This window comes from Pseudomonas silesiensis, from assembly GCF_001661075.1.
Taxonomy (GTDB): domain Bacteria; phylum Pseudomonadota; class Gammaproteobacteria; order Pseudomonadales; family Pseudomonadaceae; genus Aquipseudomonas; species Aquipseudomonas silesiensis.
In genome coordinates, this window is record NZ_CP014870.1 from 2390385 (window position 1) to 2409920 (window position 19536).

Here is a 19536-nt window from a genome sequence, read left to right on the forward strand (position 1 = left end):
GGCAGCACAACGCCGTTGATCAATAACGCTGATACTTCGAACCAAACTCGGGACGGTTTTCCGCGACGTAGAGTTTGCCCTGTTGGCTGCCTTTATGGTCAATACCAACGGTGTTCATATTCAACAATGCCGGCTGGCTGACTTTAGCGGCCGCAGCGACTGTTGAAGCGGCATGCGGAGCCGCAATGGCGGACGTAGCGCCAAGAACCGACAAGGCGAAACCAAGGCTGATGATGCTTTTCATGATGTGCTCCAGAAGTGTGGGGAGAAGATGTCGCCACTTTAGAGTTGAAGCACTGCGATGAAAAAACACCCTGACGCATAGTCTCTATCGAGAACATTGATCCGTCGGTAACCAGGCTCAGGACTCTGCGCCGAGCATCTCCACCGGGTAAGAGAATACATAACCCTCGCTGCGCACGGTCTTGATGTAGGTCGATTCCCGGGAGTCATCCTTCAGCCGCTGGCGCAAACGGCTGACCAGCAGATCGATGGAACGGTCGAACAGGTCGGCGTCGCGGCCCTGGGTCAGGTTAAGCAACTGGTCACGGCTGAGCACCCTTTGCGGGTGGTCGAGGAAGACGCGCAGCAGGCGGTATTCGGCACCGCTTAAGGCGACCAGGGTGCCATCTTCGTCCAGCAGGTGGCGGGCGGTGGTGTCCAGGCGCCAGCGGCCGAAGCCCAGCTGCCGGCCGCTTTCGGTGATCAGCAGATTGGGCGGCAGCATCCGCGTGCGGCGCAGCACGGCATTGATCCGCGCCAGCAGTTCGCGGGCGGCGAAGGGTTTGGTCAGGTAGTCGTCGGCGCCCATTTCCAGGCCGAGGATCCGGTCGGTTTCATCATTGCGGGCAGTGAGCATCAGGATCGGCGTGGCCTTGTGCTTGCCCGAGCGCAACTCGCGGCACAGCTGCAGGCCATCATCGCCGGGCATCATGATGTCGAGCACGATCAGGTCCACGGTGTTGGCTTCGAGAAAGCTGCGCATCTGCCGGCCATCGGCGACTACGGTGGTGCGCAGGCCGTTTTTCTTCAGGTAATTGCCGACCAGTTCGCGGATCTCGCGATCGTCGTCGACGATCAGGATGTGGTTCACATGTTCCATTGCCCGACCCTCTTGTCATTCGCACGGATTACCGCACATTTGCCAAGTGCGGGAATCAGGGCGGTTGATCGTGGCGGCCTTTCGCCCGACCTGCCTCGGCGGATGTCCCCGGACCCCTTGTGGGAGCGAGCCTGCTCGCGAAAGCGGTGTGTCAGGCAACTTCAGTATTGACTGTGTCGCCGCCTTCGCGAGCAGGCTCGCTCCCACAGGAAGGGTGGTGTCAGGTAACGAGCGTAGTCGGCCCGGTAGGTTTCCGTGGCGGGGAAACCAGTTCCTCGCCACAGAATTTACTTGAGTAATGTCACGCAACCACTTGATAACACGGCACATACGCCGCGCCACCGGGCAATTTCATCCGGTGCTGGGCGACAAACGCCTTGAGCAGTTGATCGAGCGGTTGCATGACCGCCGCATCGCCACGGATCTGGTACGGCCCGTGTTCTTCGATCAGGCGGATGCCATTGTCCTTGACGTTGCCGGCGACGATGCCAGAGAACGCCCGGCGCAGGTTCGCGGCGAGTTCGTGGGCGGGCAGGTCGCGGCTCAGTTGCAGGTTGGCCATGTTTTCGTGGGTCGGATCGAACGGACGCTGGAAGCCTTCGTCGATTTTCAGCAGCCAGTTGAAATGGAAGGCGTCGTTGCGTTCGCGGCGGAACTGCTTCACCGCCTTGAGGCCCTGGGTCATCTGGCGCGCCACTTCGGCCGGGTCGTCGATGATGATCTCGTAATGTTGCTTGGCGCCTTCACCCAGCGTGGCGCCAACAAACGCATCAAGCTGTTCCAGGTACGGCGCCGCGTGTTTCGGGCCGGTGAGGATGACCGGGAAGGGCAGGTCTTGATTGTCCGGGTGCATCAGGATGCCAAGCAGGTACAGGAACTCTTCGGCGGTGCCGGCGCCGCCGGGGAAGATGATGATGCCGTGGCCGACACGGACGAAGGCTTCCAGGCGTTTTTCGATGTCCGGCAGGATCACCAGTTCGTTGACGATCGGGTTCGGCGCTTCCGCGGCGATGATGCCGGGTTCGGTCAGGCCCAGGTAACGTCCGCCATGGATGCGTTGCTTGGCGTGGGCGATGGTCGCGCCCTTCATCGGGCCTTTCATCACGCCGGGGCCGCAACCGGTGCAGATGTCCAGGCTGCGCAGGCCCAGTTCGTGACCGACCTCCTTGGTGTATTTGTATTCTTCGGTGTTGATCGAGTGACCGCCCCAGCACACCACGATCTTCGGCTCGATGCCGGGGCGCAGGGTGCGGGCGTTGCGCAGCAGGTGGAATACGTAGTCGCTGATGCCCTGGGAACTGCTCAGGTCGATGCGCTGGGCGTCGAGTTCATTTTCGGTGTAGACGATGTCGCGCAGGGCGCTGAACAGCATTTCCCGGGTGCTGGCGATCATTTCGCCGTCGACGAAGGCGTTGGCAGGCGCATTCAGCAGTTCGAGGCGAACGCCACGGTCCTGCTGGTGAATGCGGATTTCGAAGTCCTTGTAGGCTTCGAGGATGGTCTTGGCGTTATCAACATGGGCGCCGGTATTGAGGATGGCCAGGGCGCACTGGCGGAAGAGGGTGTAGGTGCTGCCGGATCCGGCTTCGCTCAGTTGCTGTACTTCACGTTGAGAGAGGGTTTCCAGGCTGCCTTTGGGGCTGACCGAAGCGTTGATTACATGTCGTTGGGTCATTCAATGATCCTTAAAACGATGTCATTCATCCCCGGAGGGGCAAAAGGCATCTGAATAGTATGCATCCATAAAAGAAGATGGCACGAACTGCGCTGGATCGCCATTTCCCGTGTGACGATAAACAGATGAAAAGAAGCCCCAGCATAGCTAAATCCCTCGCAGAGGCGATAATGCCCCGCAGACTTTTTGCCCATGCCCGAAGGAAACCCGACGCAATGTTCGAAATCCAGCCGAAGAATGCCGCCGCCTATCGGCAGCAGACACGCCGCAGCACCCTCATCATCGCCCTGATTTTCCTGGCGCTGGCGATGGTATTGTCCACCGCAGCGGTGGCGCTGTTCGGCGAGCCCGGCGGGGACAACTTGCGTTTCAACGTCGGTGGCGTGTTCGTGGCGGTGCTGCTGATGGTCGCGTTGATGCGCAGCACCTTCTGGACCCAGGAGTGGATGGCGCCTGCCGTCTATGGCTGGCAGCTCAAGCGCAGCCTGATGAGCATCACCAACGTCATGCACCAGGTCACGGCAGCCGTGGAGAAGGAGGATCCGAGCGCGATGAAGCTGTTGCGCTTCTACCATCTCGGGTTGACCCAGATGCACGAGCTGGACGGCAATTCCAGTGATCACAGCCAGTTGACGGGTGAGATGGATCAACACAAGGCGCGAATGGAAGCCCTGGGCATCGCCACCGAACAGACCCGGTTGGATCCGGCCTGGATCGAGGCGGTGAAGCAGGCCTCGCGGTAGGATCCATGGGGTGGGCAGGGCAGCCTGGGATCCAGAGTTGCAGGCAGGTGAGGACCAGGCTGCACTGATCAGGCATAGTGAACGCAGCAATGGATAGAAAACAACGGCGACCGGGATGGGTCGCCGGTTCATCAGGATTCAGGGAGCGTCATGGGTCATCCGTCCGTTAAAGATCGAATCGAACAATCGCGCCACGGCGTGGCACTTTTTGCCGAGCAGTCAGTGACTCGCCTCAAGGTTCGCTCGGTGGTGTTTCTGCTGCTCGCGGTGTGCCTGTCCATGACCGCCATCGTGATCTGGGAAGCCTGGAACTCGCGCCAGTACCATCTGCGCGACAAGGAAGTGGCCATGTCCAACCTTGCGCAGACCCTGGCCTCGCAAGCACAGGCTTCGATCAAGCAGGCCGATACCCTGTTGTTCACGCTGGTCGACCGGCTTGAAAACGACGGCATCACCCAGGGCCAGGTGGCAAGGCTCGAGCGGTTGCTCACGGCCCAGCGCAGTGAGTTGAGCCAGATTCATGGTTTGTTCGTTTACGACGAACAAGGGCGCTGGATCGCCAATTCCAATGGCGCCGTCATGCCCGGCGCGAACAATGCCGACCGCGAGTATTTCATCTTCCACCGTGATCACCCCGATCGTGGCCCGCACATTGGCCCGTCGATCAAGAGCCGTTCCACCGGTGAATGGATCATGACGGTGTCGCGTCGCGTCAATCATCCCGATGGCAGTTTCGCCGGCGTGGCGCTGGTCACCCTCTATCTCAGTCACTTCCTTGCGCTCTACGACAGTATCGACATGGGCCATAACGGTGTGATCAACCTGATCGCCGACGACGCCAGCATTGTCGTGCGCCGGCCGTTCAAGGAGGTCGAGGTTGGCAGCAGCGTCGCCAAGGGGCCGCTGTTCACGCAATTGCTGCCCAAGGGCGATTCAGGCACCGCAACGGTCCGCTCCTATGTCGATGGTATCGAGCGGGTGGTCGGATTTCGCAGGGTCGAAGGTTATCCGCTGATCATCTTTGCCGCGCTGGAAAAAGAAGAAGTGTTGGCCGGCTGGCGTGAGCAGGCGCTGCTGAGTGCGGGCATCGTTTCGTTATTCCTCGGGTTTCTGCTGGTATTCGGCTATCGCCTGATACGCCTCATGAAGCAGCAGAATCACGTGCAGAGCGTCTTGCTCGATGCCCGGGAAAAGCTGATCGAGGTCAATCGCAGCCTCGAGTTGCTGGCGCTGGAGGATGCACTGACCGGGTTGTCCAACCGGCGTCAATTCGATCTGTTCATCCTTGCCGAAATGGGCCGGGCCAGGCGGAGCCAGACCCACCTCGCATTGCTGATGATCGATGTCGATCACTTCAAGAGCTTCAACGACCTTTACGGTCATGTGGCCGGCGATGAAAGTTTGCGCAGCATCAGCGCGATCATCAGTGACCACATCAAGCGTCCCGGTGACCTGGCAGCGCGTTATGGCGGTGAAGAGTTTACGGTGGTGCTGCCCGGCACCGACTATGTGGGCGCGTTCCTGGTGGCGGAAAAAATCCGTCGCGCGGTGCAGCAGGCCGGCATCGCCCACAGCGGGGGTGTAGAGGGTACGGTCACCGTCAGCCTGGGAGTCTGCGCCTACAACCCGGCGTCTCAAGACCGGCCCAATGATCTGGTCGCTGCTGCGGACAAGGCGCTCTATGTCGCCAAGGCCAGCGGCCGGAACATGAGCGTGATTGCCAATTGAGTGTCGTCACACCCGACGCAACTTCCACACCCTGACCAGCCGGAAATAGATCAGTACGTTGATCACCAGCACTACACTGCCCAGCCCCAGTTGAATCGCCGGCGTCAGGCCGGCCGGGTAAATGACAGGCAACAGGTAATGTTCGATGAAGCCGCCACCATAGCCGGTCTGCCCGGCTCCGTGGCGCATGAGGTTTTCCCAGTCAGTGAGCGGGCAGGGCAAGTGGAAGACTTCCACCAGAACGCCCCAGACGGCCGCGGGCAGATGCCACCAGATCAACGTATGCCATTTGAGCACCAGCAAGCCGCCGAACAGTACGAACACAATGAACAACAGGTGAAACAGCACCAGCCCGTCGGCGGCGATTCGGTACAGCATGTCGACACCCTGAAGTGTTATGCCAATGACTCCATGGTACTCGGGCAGGTGTCGCAGGCGAACAATCGGCGCCGGTTGCGTGCAAGTGCGCAAGATTGTTCAAGCCACCCGGCCCGAGTGCTGGCACAGTCTGGAGTCTTCCCCTGGTTGTAGAGCGTTATGTCCAACTCACTCATGCCGCGCAGTGCCTTTCTTCGCGGCGCCGTGGCGATCATGCCATTGTCCCTGGCGACCGCGCCCTGGGGGCTGCTCGCCGGTTCCATGGCCATCGAAGCCAATCTCACGCCCCTGCAAGGCCAGGGCTTGTCGAGCATCGTGTTTGCCGGAGCGGCGCAACTGGTGGCCATCGGCATGCTCAAGGGTGGCGCCGGGATATTTTCGATTCTGCTGACCACCGTGCTCCTGACTTCCCAGCATTTGCTGTACGGGATGAGCCTGCGTTCGGTGATTTCGCCGCTGCCGGGTCGCTGGCGGGCAGGGCTGGGCTTTTTGCTCACCGACGAACTGTTCGCCTTGACCAGTGCCCATGACAAACAGCAGTTCAACCGCTGGTACGCCCTGGGCGTCGGCCTGACGTTTTACATCGCCTGGAACCTCTTCACCCTGGCCGGCATCGTGCTGGGCAGCAGTATTCCAGGCCTGGAACATCTGGGACTGGACTTCTCCATCGCGGCGACCTTTATCGCCCTGATCACGCCAGTGGTGCGCAGCGTGCCAACCGTGGTGTGCGTGGCGGTTTCGCTGTTCTGTTCGGTACTGTTCAGTTATTGGCAATGGGGCTCGGCGCTGGTGCTGTCGGGGCTGGCGGGCATGACGGCCGGCTTTGTCTGCAACAAATTCTACGGTGCTCGCACATGATGGTCTGGGCGGTGATTGTCGGCATGGGCATCCTGGTGTTCCTCAACCGCTACGTGTTTCTCGAACCCCGGTTGCCGCTGCGCCTGAGCAGCAATGCCCGGCAGTTCCTCGGTTTCGCAGTGCCGGGCATGCTGACCGCGATCTGCGGGCCGATCGTGTTCATGCCGGACAAACAGTTGAACCTGCAGTGGGACAATCCCTATCTGATCAGTTCGCTGGTGGCGGTGGGGCTGGTGCTTTACACGCGCAACACCCTGCTCAGCATGCTGTTGAGCATGGGCTTTTTCTTTTTGCTGCGCGGGTGGCTGTGACCCGGGTGCTCGAAACTGTTCTACGCTTAAAGCTGATGACCGATCCCTTCAGGAAGAGAGGTGAGCATGGCAACTGATCCAAAGCGTCCGGAACCGGATGATGAAGACATGGATGAACCGACGGAAGAAGAACTCGAGGAGCAGCGGCGTTCGTCCCAGACCTGGAAGCATGATGACAGCAGAGAGTTGTCAGATCGCGATGTGGAGATTCCGTTGAAACCCTGATCGATCTGCACTGATGCCATTGCAGGAGCAAGCTTGCTTCGGGCGGCGTTCCGACGATTGACCCTGGAGCGCCGCGTTTCGCCAGGAAGCACGCGTTATCGTTGTCGACCTTCGCTAGCAAGCTAGCTCCTACAATGAATGCCGCCTTAGCCCTTCACGCATTTGCGGTTGAGCGTCAGGTTCTATAAGCCTCGGAACCAAACCCGGTGTACCTTGTTCCAACCTGCGCCCGCACACGTGTGTGGGCGCAACAGTCTGGCCCAAGGCAAAACATGAAACAGCTGGTCAAGGTTTTATCGGCGTTCGCCATCGCAGTCGGTCTGCTGGGGTGCATCGCTTCTCCCATCGAGATGACGCCGCAGACCGAGCAACGTCTGCGTGCGCAACCCCCGATCCGATTCCTGCTGACCTTCGACGATGGTCCCAGCGCATCGAGTTGGTGGAACCCGACCGTGACCGTGCTCGACAGCCTGGCACGCAACCCGCTGCAGGCGGATATCAAGGCGGTGTTCTTCGTGCAGACCCGTGCTTCACGGGCCGGCGGCAGCGAACTGGGGCGCGAGATCATGCGGCGTGAACAGGCCGAAGGTCACATTCTGGGCTTGCACACCGCCACACCCGGGCACAGCAATCATCGCGCCCTGGACGCGGAAGAACTGGAGCAGTCGCTGAGCAACGGCAGCGCCGACATTGCCGCGATTACCGGCGTACCACCGACCTTGTTACGTCCGCCATTCTGGAGCTACGACAAACGCACCTTTGCCGCTTATCAGCGACACGGTTTGCATCTGCTGCTCACCGACCTGAGCGCCAATGACGGCAAGATCTGGGGTTTCAACGCCAGTCCCCGTCGAAGAGCGCATATGCTGCGGCAACTTTCCGAAATTCGCGAACGGATCGCGCAGGGCGAGCTGCCGACGGTGGATGGCGTGATTCCGGTGGTGGTGACCTTTCACGATCTCAATCGCTACACCGCCCGGCATACCCGTGAGTACCTGCAGATCCTCCTCGACAGCGCCGGTGCAACCGGGGTGAAGGTGGCGCAGAAGCCGTTTTACGACGATACCGCCGCGCTGCAATGGGCCGCCATGGCGCGCACCGTTCAAGACAGTTCACAGGCGGTCAAACTGCCGGGCATCTGGAATTGGCTTTGGAATGGCAATGACCATTGAAGCGGGGACCTGCACAGGACGCATGCGCCTGTCGCATCGCCGCTTCATGCCGTTGGCAACAGCTCCTCGATCATCCCCAGGCAATGATTCAACCCCGGCGAAACATCGCCGACACGCCGGCTGAGGATGATCGGCGAGGTGGCGTTGTCTTCCAGCAGCGGGGTGAAGCCGATGTCGTCGCGGTGCAGCAATTGCACCGAGGCCGGCACCAGCGTGACCCCGATGCCGGCGCCCACCAGGCCGATGGCGGTTTGCAGTTCATTGGTCCATTGCGCCACATGGATGCTCACGCCATAGGACTCGAACAAGGCAATCACATGGTCGGCATAGCTCGGCCGCGGGTTGCCGGGGTACAGCACAAAGGGCTCCTTCGCCAGTTCGCGCAGGCTGATCGGCCCGGCCAGCAACGGATGGCCGGCGGGCAGGGCAGCGACCAGCCGGTCTTCGGTCAACACGGTCTGGATGATGGCCGGGTCGTCGATACGGATCCGCCCGAAGCCGATATCGATGCGCCCGGCCTTGAGCGCCTGCACCTGTTGCAGCGTGGTCATTTCCGAGAGCCCGAGCTCAAGTTCCAGGGGCTCGCCGCTGCGCAAGCGGCGAATCAGCTCGGGCAGGACGCCGTAGAGGGTCGATGGCGCAAAGCCGATGCCCAGCCAGGTCTTTTCGCCCAGGCCGATGCGCCGCGTGTTGTCGCACACCTTGGCCAGCTGTTCGAGCAGGGCGCTGGAGTGCTCATGGAAAAACCGCCCGGCGTCGGTCAGCTTCAGCGGCCGCCCGCGCTCCAGCAACATGACCCCCAGCTCGTCTTCCAGTTGCTGGATCTGTCGACTCAGCGGCGGCTGGGCAATGTGCAGCAGCTCGGCGGCGCGGGTGAAATTGAGCGATTTGGCCAGCACCTGAAAATAACGCAGGTGACGCAGTTCCATGGAACCTCCGGATATTGAGTGACTGAATACCTTTAAGGTATCAAGCCAGACTAATTCTATATTGGCCGCCCGGAAAAAGCCGTACGAGAATCCAGATCAGAACTTCAAGAACCTGACGGGTATCGACATGCTTGCAACAGCCATTGAATCGATCGAGACGATCATCGTCGATCTGCCAACCATCCGCCCGCACAAGCTGGCGATGCACACCATGCAGAACCAGACCCTGGTGATCATTCGTGTGCGCTGTGCCGACGGCATCGAAGGCATTGGCGAGTCCACCACCATCGGCGGCCTGGCCTACGGCAACGAAAGCCCTGAAAGCATCAAGACCAATATCGATAAACACTTCACGCCGCTGTTGCTGGGCCAGGACGCCAGCAACGTGAACGCCGCGATGTTGCGTCTGGAACGCAGCATCCGTGGCAACACGTTCGCCAAATCCGGCATCGAGACCGCTTTGCTCGACGCCCAGGGCAAGCGCCTCGGCCTGCCGGTCAGCGAATTGCTCGGCGGCCGGGTGCGTGATGCCCTGCCAGTGGCCTGGACCCTGGCCAGTGGCGACACCGCCAAGGACATCGCCGAAGCCGAACAAATGCTCGACCTGCGCCGTCACCGGATCTTCAAGCTGAAGATCGGCGCCGGTGAAGTCAACCGCGATCTGGGCCACGTTATCGCCATCAAGAAAGCCCTGGGTGATCGCGCCAGCGTGCGGGTCGATGTCAATCAGGCCTGGGATGAAGCAGTCGCCTTGCGTGCCTGCCGGATCCTGGGCACCAACGGCATCGACCTGATCGAACAACCGATCTCGCGCAACAACCGCTCCGGCATGGCGCGTCTGAACGCCGTGAGCCCGGCGCCGATCATGGCCGATGAGTCCATCGAATGCGTGGAGGATGCCTTCAACCTGGCGCGGGAAGGCGCGGCGTCGGTGTTCGCCTTGAAGATCGCCAAGAATGGCGGCCCTCGCGCCGTATTGCGCACCGCGGCCATCGCCGAAGCGGCCGGTATCGGCCTGTATGGCGGCACGATGCTTGAAGGTGGCGTCGGCACCCTGGCCTCGGCCCATGCCTTTGTCACCCTGAACAAACTGGCCTGGGACACCGAGCTGTTCGGTCCATTGCTGCTGACCGAGGACATTCTCAGCGAGCCGCTGGTCTATCGCGACTTCGAACTGCACGTGCCGAAAACACCGGGCCTGGGCCTGAGCCTGGATGAAGAGCGCCTGGCGTTTTTCCGTCGCGACAAATCATCCACTGTCCTTCATCACGCCTGAGGAGTGCATCATGCTGTTCCACGTAAAAATGACCGTGAACCTGCCGGTCGACATGAATCCCGAAGTCGCCGCCAGGCTCAAGGCTGACGAAAAAGCCCTGGCCCAGCGCCTGCAAGAGCAGGGCAAGTGGCGTCACCTGTGGCGCATCGCCGGCCTGTATGCCAATTACAGCGTGTTCGATGTCGATAGCGTCCAGGAATTGCACGATCTGCTGATGCAGCTGCCGTTGTACCCGTATATGGCGATCGAAGTCACCGCGATGTGCCGGCATCCTTCGTCGATTCGCGAAGATGACCGCTGAACCCAGCCTGTTCAGTTCGCTACGCTAATAACTACAAGATGAGGAACCCACCAAAATGAACGTCAAGATTTCCCATACTGCCGAAGTACAAAAGTTTCTCGAAGAGGCCAGCGGCCTGCTCAACGATGCAGGCAACCCGCGCACCAAGGCCCTGGTCTACCGCATCCTGCGTGACTCGGTGAATATCATCGAAGACCTGGCCGTAACCCCGGAAGAGTTCTGGAAAGCCGTCAACTACCTCAACGTGCTGGGTGCGCGTCAGGAGGCAGGGTTGCTGGTGGCCGGTATCGGTCTGGAGCATTATCTCGACCTGTTGATGGACGCCGAAGACGAGCAGGCCGGCAAGGCTGGCGGCACGCCGCGGACCATCGAAGGCCCGCTGTACGTGGCCGGTGCGCCGCTGTCGGAAGGCCAGGCACGTCTGGACGACGGCGTCGATCCGGGTGTGGTGCTGTTTATGCAAGGCCAGGTCAAGAACACCGACGGCGAGCCCCTGGCCGGTGCGGTGGTGGATGTCTGGCACGCCAATACCGGCGGCACCTACTCCTACTTCGATACCACCCAGTCGGAATTCAACCTGCGTCGGCGCATCGTTACCGATGCCGAAGGTCGCTATCGTTTCCGCAGCATCGTGCCATCGGGCTACGGTTGCCCGCCGGATGGTCCAACCCAGCAGCTGCTCGATCAACTGGGCCGTCATGGCCAGCGTCCGGCGCATATCCACTTCTTCATCTCGGCGCCGGATCATCGCCACCTGACCACCCAGATCAACCTGGATGGCGATCAGTACCTGCATGACGATTTTGCCTATGCCACCCGTGACGAGCTGATCGCCAAAATCACCTTCAGCGAGGATCAGGCGCGGGCAGCGGCCCACGGCGTGAGCGGTCGTTTTGCCGAAATCGACTTCGATTTCACCTTGCAGACCTCCGCACAACCCGATGAACAGCAGCGTCACGAGCGGGTTCGCGCGCTCGAGGACTGATATCCTCAAGCAATGGTCCCGGGCGATGAAATAACCTGTGGGAGCGACCTGTGGAGTAACCTGTAGGAGCGATACCGGCTTGCCGGCGAAAGGGCCATCAGCTTCAACATCAACGTTGACTGACACGCCGCCTTCGCGAGCAAGCTCGCTCCCACAGGTTGAGCCCGCAGGTTACTCCCACAAGTCGCTTCACTGACATGCCCTTGCAAGCAGTGCCCGCAAGACCGCAGCACCCTATAACAACAACGAGAGTGACCCGATGATGCAAGCGCAATTGTTGAGTCAGCGCAGCACCGTATTCGACCACGCCGATCCTTACGCGGTGTCGGGCTACGTCAATCAGCACGTCGGTAACCATTGCATCCTGATGCCACGGGCCGGGCGACCGCTGGCCAGCCTCAATCACCGCAAATTTGCCAGCCTCGACCTCTGTCGCATCAGCTATGGCGGCAGCGTACGGGTCACCTCCGGCGCCCTCGAAAGCATCTATCACCTGCAGGTATTGCTGCAAGGCAACTGCCTGTGGCGCGGCCACGGCCAGGAACACTACTTTGCCCCCGGCGAATTGCTGTTGATCAACCCCGACGACCCGGTGGACCTGACTTACTCCGACGATTGCGAGAAATTCATCCTCAAGGTCCCCACGACATTGCTCGAGTCCGTGTGCGATGAGCAGCGCTGGCGGTATCCGGGGCAGGGCGTGCGGTTCCTGGAGAACCGCTATCAGCTCGACGAACTTGAAGGCTTTGTCGGCCTGCTGGCGATGATTTGCCAGGAAGCCGAAGCTACCGAGCAAATCCCCAAGGTGCAGGAGCACTACGCGCAGATCATCGTCAGCAAGATGCTCAGCCTGATGAAGACCAATGTCAGCCGTATCAGTCTCGGCTCTCAGACGGCCACCTTCGAGGTGATCGCCGACTACATCGAGCGTAACCTCAAGCAGGACATCGACAGCGAAGAGCTGGCCCGCCAGGCGCGGATGAGCCTGCGCTCGCTGTACGGCTTGTTCGAACGCAACGCCGGCACCACGCCGAAAAATTACATCCGGCACAAGCGCCTCGAGCGCATCAATGCCTGCCTGAGCGACCCGACCTGCAACGTGCGCAACGTCACGGAGGTGGCGATGGATTACGGCTTCCTGCACCTGGGGCGGTTCTCGGACAACTACCGCAAGCAGTTCGGCGAATTGCCTTCCGATACCCTCAAGCGCCGGCATTGACCCGTCGCGACACAGATCAACTGTAGGAGCGAGCTTGCTCCGGGCGGCGTTCCGACGATGGACTCGAGGGCGCCGGGTATCTCCAGGCAGCCCGCGTCATCGTTAACGTCCATCGCGAGCAAGCTCGCTCCTACAGTTAACCGCCACATGAGCCTGTAGGAGCGAGACCGGCTTGCCTGCGATGGACTCCAGGGCGCCGCGTACCTCCAGGCAGTCCGCGTCATCGTTAACGCCCATCGCCAGCAGGCTGGCTCCTACCCTTTCCCTATTGACCTTTGCACAAAACGGATACAGGTCTGCACCCAGCGGATAGTCCGCCCCATCCCCCCGTCCTAGCATGGCCCTGCCTGACAATAACAATGGAGGCGGTGGCCATGACCCTGCGACCCGAATACCTGCATTCCCTGCTTGAAGACGATCCAGAGCAGGGCATCTATCGCTGCAAACGCGAGATGTTCACCGATCCACGGCTGTTCGACCTGGAGATGAAACACATCTTCGAAGGCAACTGGCTGTACCTCGCCCACGAAAGCCAGATCCCGAACAAAAACGATTTCTACACCACCACCATGGGGCGCCAGTCGATCTTTATCGCGCGCAACAAGGACGGTGTGCTCAATGCATTCCTCAACGCCTGCAGTCACCGCGGCGCGACGCTGTGCCGCCATAAGTCCGGCAACAAGAGCTCCTACACCTGCCCGTTCCACGGTTGGACCTTCAACAACTCCGGCAAGCTGCTCAAGGTCAAGGATCCGGCCGAAGCGGGCTACCCGGCCAGCTTCAACTGCGAAGGCTCCCACGATCTGACCAAGGTGGCGCGCTTCGAATCCTATCGCGGCTTCCTGTTCGGCAGCCTCAACGCTGATGTGTTGCCGCTGGTCGAGCACCTGGGCGAGTCGGCGAAGATCATCGACATGATCGTCGACCAGTCCGCCGATGGCCTGGAAGTGCTGCGCGGTTCCTCCAGCTACATCTACGAAGGCAACTGGAAACTCACCGCCGAAAACGGCGCCGACGGCTATCACGTCAGCTCTGTGCACTGGAACTACGCCGCGACCCAGAACCAGCGCAAGCAGCGCGAGGCCGGCGATGACAACCCGACCATGAGCGCCGGCAGCTGGGCCAAGCAGGGTGGGGGGTTCTACTCCTTCGACAAGGGCCACATGCTGCTCTGGACCCGCTGGGCCAACCCTGAGGACCGCCCGTTGTACGAGCGCCGTGACGAGCTGGCCCAGGACTTCGGCAAGGCCCGGGCGGACTGGATGATCGAGAACTCGCGCAACCTGTGCCTGTACCCGAACGTGTACCTGATGGACCAGTTCAGCTCGCAGATCCGCATCGCCCGGCCGATCTCGGTCAACCGCACGGAAATCACCATTTACTGCATCGCCCCCAAAGGCGAAAGCGACCACGCCCGTTCGAGCCGGATTCGCCAGTACGAGGATTTCTTCAACGTCAGCGGCATGGCCACCCCGGACGACCTGGAAGAGTTCCGCTCCTGCCAGACCAGTTATGAGGGCAGCGCGACGGCCTGGAACGACATGTCCCGTGGTGCCGAGCACTGGGTCGAAGGCGCCGATGAGGCCGCGAAGGAAATCGATCTGCATCCGCTGCTCAGCGGCGTGCGCACCGAAGACGAAGGCCTGTTCGTGCTGCAGCACAAATATTGGCAGCAGACCATGCTCAAGGCCCTGGCCGCCGAGCAGTCCGACCTGATTGCAGTGGAGGCCGTGCAATGACTATCACCTATGAAGCCGTGCGCGACTTCCTCTATCGCGAAGCCCGCTACCTCGATGACCGGCAATGGGATGAATGGCTGGAGTTGTATGCGCCGGACGCCACCTTCTGGATGCCTTCCTGGGACGACAACGACGAGCTGACCGAAGACCCGCAGCGGGAAATCTCGCTGATCTGGTACGGCAACCGCACTGGCCTGGAAGATCGCGTGTTCCGGATCAAGACCGAGCGGTCCAGCGCCACCATGCCGGACACCCGTACCTCCCACAACATCAGCAACATCGAGCTGCTCGAACAAGCCGACGGGCTGTGCAAGGTGCGCTTCAACTGGCACACCCTGAGCTTCCGCTACAAGACCGTCGACAGCTATTTCGGCAGCAGCTTCTACACCCTGGATGTGCGCGGTGAGAACCCGCTGATCAAGGCCAAGAAAGTGATCCTGAAGAACGACTACGTTCGCCAGGTCATCGATGTTTACCATTTGTGAGGCTGCCGTCATGACCCATTCCATTGCGTTCAACTTCGAAGACGGCGTCACCCGCTTTATCGACGCCAATGCCGGTGAAACCGTGGCCGATGCCGCGTACCGCCAGGGCATCAACATTCCGCTGGACTGCCGTGACGGCGCCTGCGGCACTTGCAAATGTTTCGCCGAAGCCGGTCGCTATGACCTGGGCGAGGAATACATCGAAGACGCCCTCAGCAGCGATGAGGCCGAGCAAGGTTTTGTCCTCACCTGCCAGATGCGTGCCCTGAGCGATTGCGTGGTCCGTGTGCCGACCTCTTCGGAAGTCTGCCGCACCCGCCAGTCCAGCTACGACGCCACCATCAGCGCCGTGCGCCAGTTGTCCGACAGCACCATCGCGCTGTCGATCAAGGGTGAAGCCCTGAGCAAACTGGCGTTCCTGCCGGGGCAGTACGTGAACCTCGGGATTCCCGGCAGCGAACAGACCCGCGCCTACTCGTTCAGCTCGTTGCAGCGTGATGGCGAGGTCAGCTTCCTGATTCGCAACGTGCCTGGCGGCCTGATGAGCAGCTTCCTCACCGGTATGGCAAAGGCGGGCGACAGCATGAGCCTGGCCGGGCCGTTGGGCAGTTTTTACCTGCGCGACATCCGCCGTCCGTTGTTGCTGCTGGCTGGCGGCACCGGTCTTGCGCCGTTTACCGCCATGCTGGAGAAAATCGCCGAGCAGGGCAGTGAGCATCCGTTGCACCTGATCTACGGCGTAACGAACGATTTCGACCTGGTGGAAATGGATCGACTGGAAGCTTTCGCCGCCCGCATCCCGAACTTCAGCTTCAGCGCTTGCGTGGCCAGCCCAGACAGCCAGCACCCGCTCAAGGGCTACGTGACCCAGCACATCGAACCCAAGCATTTGAACGATGGCGACGTCGATGTCTACCTGTGCGGCCCGCCGCCGATGGTCGAGGCCGTCAGTCAGTTCATCCGCGAACAAGGCATCGCCCCGGCGAACTTCTACTACGAAAAATTTGCCGCCAGCGCAGCGTGAATCACCCGCAAGCCCGGCAAAGAACCCATGTGGGAGCGGGCTTGCTCGCGAAGAGGCCAGTACATTCAACATCGATGTCGCCCGCCAGACCGCTTTCGCCGGCAAGCCGGTCTCGCTCCCACAGGATGCAATCCTTCGTCACGAGGTACACATGAACAGATTTCACGGAAAAGTCGCGCTGATTACCGGTGCCGCCCAGGGTATCGGTCGCCGGGTGGCCGAACGCATGGCGGCGGAAGGGGCGCAGTTGATCCTGGTCGACCGCTCCGAGCTGGTGTTCGAGGTGCAGAAGGAATTGGCGCAGGGCAGCCAGGTGCTCGCCCTGACCGCCGATCTTGAGCAATACGACGAATGCAGCCGGGTGATGCAAGCCGCCGTGGAGCACTTCGGTCGCCTGGATATTTTGATCAACAACGTCGGCGGCACGATCTGGGCCAAACCGTTCGAGCACTACGAAGCACAGCAGATCGAAGCCGAAGTGCGTCGCTCGCTGTTCCCGACGTTGTGGTGCTGCCATGCCGCGCTACCGTTCATGCTTGAACAGGGCAGTGGCGCCATCGTCAACGTGTCGTCCATCGCCACCCGCAGCGTCAATCGCGTGCCCTACGGCGCGGCGAAAGGCGGGGTGAATGCACTGACCGCGTGCCTGGCGTTCGAAACCGCCGGTCGCGGGATTCGGGTCAACGCCACGGCACCCGGTGGTACCGAAGCGCCGCCGCGGGCCATTCCGCGCAATACCGCGCAGCAAAGTGCCGAGGAGAAGGTGTGGTATCAGCAGATCGTCGACCAGACCCTCGACAGCAGTCTGATGAAACGCTACGGCACACTGGATGAACAGGCCGGCGCCATCCTGTTCCTGGCCAGCGACGAAGCCTCCTACATCACCGGCATGACCCTGCCTGTCGGTGGTGGCGACCAAGGCTGACCGCTATCGACGGTTAAAAGCGACGCTGAAACGCTGTGACGATTTTAAGCGTGGCGTCGCTTGTGTCCAGATTCTGGATCGCCTCCAGCGGATACCAGATGCAATCGAAGATTTCGTTTAGCGGCCGAGCCGCACCCGGGTTCAACACCGACGCCTCATAGACGTGGTGTCGCGTGTTGCCGGTTTGCAGCTCCATCAGATACAGCAACCCATCGACCCCTAGCCCGGTTTCCTCCAGAAGTTCGCGCATGGCCGCGCCCGCGATGGTTTCACCGCGCTCGACTTTGCCACCCGGCAGCGTCCAGCGACTCTTTGGCTTGCGTACCAGCAGGATATGTCGGTCCTGCTCGCAAATGACGGTTGCGCGTACTTTCATCTGTCACTTGATCGCCTGTTGTCATGAATCAAACCTGCAAATGCAATATTCCAGCCTGAACCGGTCAGATCGGTGCTTGAAAGGTTGGAGTGACGGGACGCAGGGAAAGTGCAATCCAACTGCAACCACCGGCGCGACGTCTGGTCTGCATTTAAGTAAGGGTCAGGTGTAAGGTAATCAAGTCAAAGGCGGCTGATCACTGCCGAACAGGAGGTAACCATGAGTGTCCCCATGCTCAACAAGATGCACATGAACGGTTATGACGTACTCAGCGTAAACAACGGCCCGTGGCGGGTCTGCACCGAGGGTGACCGGCTCGGTGCTTTTGCCAGCAGGGAAGAGGCACTGGCCTTTGCAGCCTCTCTCCCCGGTTACAAGCCTCGGGCTAAAAAGCCCGCCAGCAGCCAGACAACGGATAAATAGTGCACTTAAGCCCCGGTTCGCCGGGGCTTGTCATTTTCCGGCGGATCGTGCGGTTTTCGACTGATGGCCTTGGCCTTCACCTCTTCGGCATAGCCCGCCAATCGCTGTTCATCGCCCTGGAACAGGTCGCACAAGCGCAGGGCTGCGTGTGCATCCACATCATTGCCCGCCAGGCGCAACTGTTCCGCTATGCGTAACAGCTCTACCGCCGACCATCGTAAATCCGAGGCAACGCTTTGCAGATCACGTCGAAGTTCGTTTTCCGATTCGTTAAGCCACATAATGACCTCCTGATAAGCTCCGCTACGAAATCTTAGTCCTATTTCGACGGGGAAGCGTTATGTTCGTCCGATCCCGAGTGGACACGCAGTCATGCAAGTAACTACCTGGCAATTGCTGGAAGTACGCGACGGCAAGCCGATCAAGCTCTGGACCGAGGGCGTCCCGGTCGAAAGCGAAGCCCGACAGCAACTGATCAACACTGCGAAGATGCCGTTCATCTTCAAACACCTGGCGGTCATGCCCGATGTGCACCTGGGCAAAGGCTCGACCATTGGCAGCGTGATCCCCACCGTGGGCGCGATCATTCCGGCCGCCGTCGGGGTCGACATCGGTTGCGGCATGATCGCCGCGCGCACCACGCTGACCGCCGCCGACTTGCCCGACAACCTGCACGCGCTCCGTAGCGCCATCGAAAAGGCCGTACCCCACGGGCGTACATTGAGCCGAGGTCGCCGCGACGAAGGCGCGTGGCACAGCGTGCCAAAGCAGGCGGACCAGGCCTGGGCGGCGCTCGATCAACGGTTCAAGGCGATTACCGCCAAGTACCCGAAACTGGCCAGCACCAACAACCGCCACCATTTGGGCACCCTGGGCAGCGGCAACCATTTCATCGAGGTCTGCCTGGACGAAGCCGACAGGGTCTGGTTGATGCTGCACAGCGGCTCGCGCGGCGTCGGTAACGCCATTGGCAACCTGTTCATTCAATTGGCCCAGGCGGACATGCGCCAGCACCTGGCCAATCTGCCGGACCGCGACCTGGCTTATTTCAAAGAAGGCAGTCGGCATTTCGCGGACTACGTCGAAGCAGTGGGCTGGGCCCAGGATTTCGCCCGGCAAAACCGGGCCTTGATGATGCAGGCGGTAATCGGAGCCGCGCGGCAGGTGATACGCAAGCCATTCGAAGTGGCGCTGGAGGCCGTCAACTGTCATCACAACTATGTGCAGAAGGAGCAGCATTTCGGCGAGGACGTGTGGGTCACCCGCAAGGGCGCGGTGTCGGCGAAAAAAGGCGAGCTTGGGATCATTCCCGGCTCCATGGGGGCGAAAAGCTTCATCGTCCGCGGCTTGGGCAATGAGCAATCGTTCTGCTCCTGCAGCCACGGCGCCGGCCGCACCATGAGCCGTACCAAAGCGAAAAACACCTTCACCGTCGACGATCAGATCCGCGCAACGGCCCATGTGGAGTGCCGCAAGGATGCGTCGGTGATCGATGAAATTCCGATGGCCTACAAGGATATCGACAAGGTCATGCAGGCGCAGCGCGAGCTGGTGGAAGTGGTGCATACCCTGCGTCAGGTGGTCTGTGTTAAAGGTTAGGGATGAAAGGCGCTTCCTTCTGTCGGGAAAATAACGCGAATTTGCCAGGTGGGTGTCGTACTG

23 protein-coding genes are annotated in these 19536 nt (G+C 60.7%); 16 read left to right on the plus strand and 7 right to left on the minus strand.

Annotated elements, in window-relative coordinates; genetic code table 11:
* Positions 1-19 precede the first annotated feature (19 nt).
* From PMA3_RS10910 to ppnN, 3 genes are all read right to left on the minus strand, one after another.
* Complete coding sequence (locus PMA3_RS10910; protein WP_064677152.1) at positions 20-244, minus strand: hypothetical protein; 225 nt, start codon at positions 242-244, stop codon at positions 20-22.
* 117 nt (positions 245-361) lie between these two features.
* Positions 362-1102, minus strand: a complete 741-nt coding sequence (locus PMA3_RS10915) for a response regulator (RefSeq protein WP_064677153.1) — start codon at positions 1100-1102, stop codon at positions 362-364.
* Between the two features lie 301 nt (positions 1103-1403).
* On the minus strand, positions 1404-2777 hold the full coding sequence (gene ppnN, locus PMA3_RS10920; RefSeq protein WP_064677154.1) for a nucleotide 5'-monophosphate nucleosidase PpnN: 1374 nt from the start codon (positions 2775-2777) through the stop codon (positions 1404-1406).
* A gap of 215 nt (positions 2778-2992) precedes the next feature.
* On the opposite strand from ppnN, the gene PMA3_RS10925 reads away from it, so the two are divergent.
* Together PMA3_RS10925 and PMA3_RS10930 are read left to right on the plus strand one after the other, a co-directional pair.
* Positions 2993-3520 carry a DUF3087 family protein gene (locus PMA3_RS10925; protein ID WP_064677155.1) on the plus strand — a complete coding sequence of 176 codons (528 nt, stop codon included), beginning with the start codon at positions 2993-2995 and terminating at the stop codon, positions 3518-3520.
* A 150-nt stretch (positions 3521-3670) separates the two neighbouring features.
* On the plus strand, positions 3671-5248 hold the full coding sequence (locus PMA3_RS10930) for a sensor domain-containing diguanylate cyclase (protein ID WP_064677156.1): 1578 nt from the start codon (positions 3671-3673) through the stop codon (positions 5246-5248).
* Positions 5249-5254: 6 nt separating this feature from the next.
* On the opposite strand, the gene PMA3_RS10935 is transcribed toward PMA3_RS10930, so the two are convergent.
* Positions 5255-5626 (minus strand): DUF2784 domain-containing protein, encoded by a 372-nt coding sequence (locus PMA3_RS10935; RefSeq protein WP_064677157.1) that lies wholly within the window; start codon positions 5624-5626, stop codon positions 5255-5257.
* Positions 5627-5785: 159 nt separating this feature from the next.
* Here PMA3_RS10935 and PMA3_RS10940 point away from each other — a divergent pair, with 159 nt between their 5' ends.
* From PMA3_RS10940 to PMA3_RS10950, 4 genes are all read left to right on the plus strand, one after another.
* Positions 5786-6484, plus strand: a complete 699-nt coding sequence (locus PMA3_RS10940) for an AzlC family ABC transporter permease (RefSeq protein WP_064677158.1) — start codon at positions 5786-5788, stop codon at positions 6482-6484.
* Complete coding sequence (locus tag PMA3_RS10945) at positions 6484-6795, plus strand: AzlD domain-containing protein (RefSeq protein WP_167355130.1); 312 nt, start codon at positions 6484-6486, stop codon at positions 6793-6795. Before PMA3_RS10940 ends, PMA3_RS10945 begins: the two co-directional genes overlap by 1 nt.
* 66 nt (positions 6796-6861) lie before the next feature.
* Positions 6862-7020: a hypothetical protein gene (locus PMA3_RS32810; RefSeq protein WP_167355117.1), complete on the plus strand. Its 159-nt coding sequence runs from the start codon at positions 6862-6864 to the stop codon at positions 7018-7020.
* Positions 7021-7292: 272 nt separating this feature from the next.
* Positions 7293-8192 carry a polysaccharide deacetylase family protein gene (locus PMA3_RS10950; protein WP_064677160.1) on the plus strand — a complete coding sequence of 300 codons (900 nt, stop codon included), beginning with the start codon at positions 7293-7295 and terminating at the stop codon, positions 8190-8192.
* Between the two features lie 44 nt (positions 8193-8236).
* On the opposite strand, the gene PMA3_RS10955 is transcribed toward PMA3_RS10950, so the two are convergent.
* On the minus strand, positions 8237-9121 hold the full coding sequence (locus tag PMA3_RS10955; protein ID WP_064677161.1) for a LysR family transcriptional regulator: 885 nt from the start codon (positions 9119-9121) through the stop codon (positions 8237-8239).
* A 127-nt stretch (positions 9122-9248) separates the two neighbouring features.
* Between PMA3_RS10955 and PMA3_RS10960 the strand changes: the two genes are divergently transcribed.
* The 8 genes from PMA3_RS10960 to PMA3_RS11000 all read left to right on the plus strand — a co-directional run bounded on the left by PMA3_RS10960 (position 9249) and on the right by PMA3_RS11000 (position 17075).
* Positions 9249-10397 (plus strand): muconate cycloisomerase family protein, encoded by a 1149-nt coding sequence (locus PMA3_RS10960; RefSeq protein WP_064680671.1) that lies wholly within the window; start codon positions 9249-9251, stop codon positions 10395-10397.
* 10 nt (positions 10398-10407) lie between these two features.
* The gene (gene catC / locus PMA3_RS10965) at positions 10408-10698 is read left to right on the plus strand and encodes a muconolactone Delta-isomerase (protein WP_064677162.1); all 291 of its coding nucleotides are present in this window, start codon (positions 10408-10410) and stop codon (positions 10696-10698) included.
* A 55-nt stretch (positions 10699-10753) separates the two neighbouring features.
* The gene (catA, locus tag PMA3_RS10970; RefSeq protein WP_064677163.1) at positions 10754-11683 is read left to right on the plus strand and encodes a catechol 1,2-dioxygenase; all 930 of its coding nucleotides are present in this window, start codon (positions 10754-10756) and stop codon (positions 11681-11683) included.
* Between the two features lie 259 nt (positions 11684-11942).
* Positions 11943-12902 (plus strand): AraC family transcriptional regulator, encoded by a 960-nt coding sequence (locus PMA3_RS10975; RefSeq protein ID WP_064677164.1) that lies wholly within the window; start codon positions 11943-11945, stop codon positions 12900-12902.
* A 374-nt stretch (positions 12903-13276) separates the two neighbouring features.
* Complete coding sequence (gene benA, locus PMA3_RS10985) at positions 13277-14641, plus strand: benzoate 1,2-dioxygenase large subunit (protein ID WP_064677166.1); 1365 nt, start codon at positions 13277-13279, stop codon at positions 14639-14641.
* A complete protein-coding gene (gene benB / locus PMA3_RS10990; RefSeq protein ID WP_064677167.1) occupies positions 14638-15126 on the plus strand; it encodes a benzoate 1,2-dioxygenase small subunit in 489 nt (162 codons plus the stop codon). The genes benA and benB overlap by 4 nt, the downstream gene beginning before the upstream one ends.
* Before the next feature lie 10 nt (positions 15127-15136).
* Complete coding sequence (benC, locus tag PMA3_RS10995) at positions 15137-16150, plus strand: benzoate 1,2-dioxygenase electron transfer component BenC (RefSeq protein WP_064677168.1); 1014 nt, start codon at positions 15137-15139, stop codon at positions 16148-16150.
* Positions 16151-16301: 151 nt separating this feature from the next.
* Positions 16302-17075 carry a 1,6-dihydroxycyclohexa-2,4-diene-1-carboxylate dehydrogenase gene (locus PMA3_RS11000; RefSeq protein ID WP_064677169.1) on the plus strand — a complete coding sequence of 258 codons (774 nt, stop codon included), beginning with the start codon at positions 16302-16304 and terminating at the stop codon, positions 17073-17075.
* A gap of 13 nt (positions 17076-17088) precedes the next feature.
* Here PMA3_RS11000 and PMA3_RS11005 read toward each other — a convergent pair whose 3' ends face one another.
* The gene (locus PMA3_RS11005; protein ID WP_064677170.1) at positions 17089-17451 is read right to left on the minus strand and encodes an NUDIX hydrolase; all 363 of its coding nucleotides are present in this window, start codon (positions 17449-17451) and stop codon (positions 17089-17091) included.
* A gap of 219 nt (positions 17452-17670) precedes the next feature.
* On the opposite strand from PMA3_RS11005, the gene PMA3_RS11010 reads away from it, so the two are divergent.
* Positions 17671-17874 carry an SPOR domain-containing protein gene (locus PMA3_RS11010; RefSeq protein ID WP_064677171.1) on the plus strand — a complete coding sequence of 68 codons (204 nt, stop codon included), beginning with the start codon at positions 17671-17673 and terminating at the stop codon, positions 17872-17874.
* A 5-nt stretch (positions 17875-17879) separates the two neighbouring features.
* Here the strand turns inward: PMA3_RS11010 and PMA3_RS11015 are convergent, their stop codons facing one another.
* The gene (locus PMA3_RS11015) at positions 17880-18155 is read right to left on the minus strand and encodes a hypothetical protein (RefSeq protein ID WP_064677172.1); all 276 of its coding nucleotides are present in this window, start codon (positions 18153-18155) and stop codon (positions 17880-17882) included.
* A 91-nt stretch (positions 18156-18246) separates the two neighbouring features.
* Between PMA3_RS11015 and PMA3_RS11020 the strand changes: the two genes are divergently transcribed.
* Positions 18247-19473: an RtcB family protein gene (locus PMA3_RS11020; RefSeq protein WP_064677173.1), complete on the plus strand. Its 1227-nt coding sequence runs from the start codon at positions 18247-18249 to the stop codon at positions 19471-19473.
* The last annotated feature ends 63 nt before the right edge of the window (positions 19474-19536 follow it).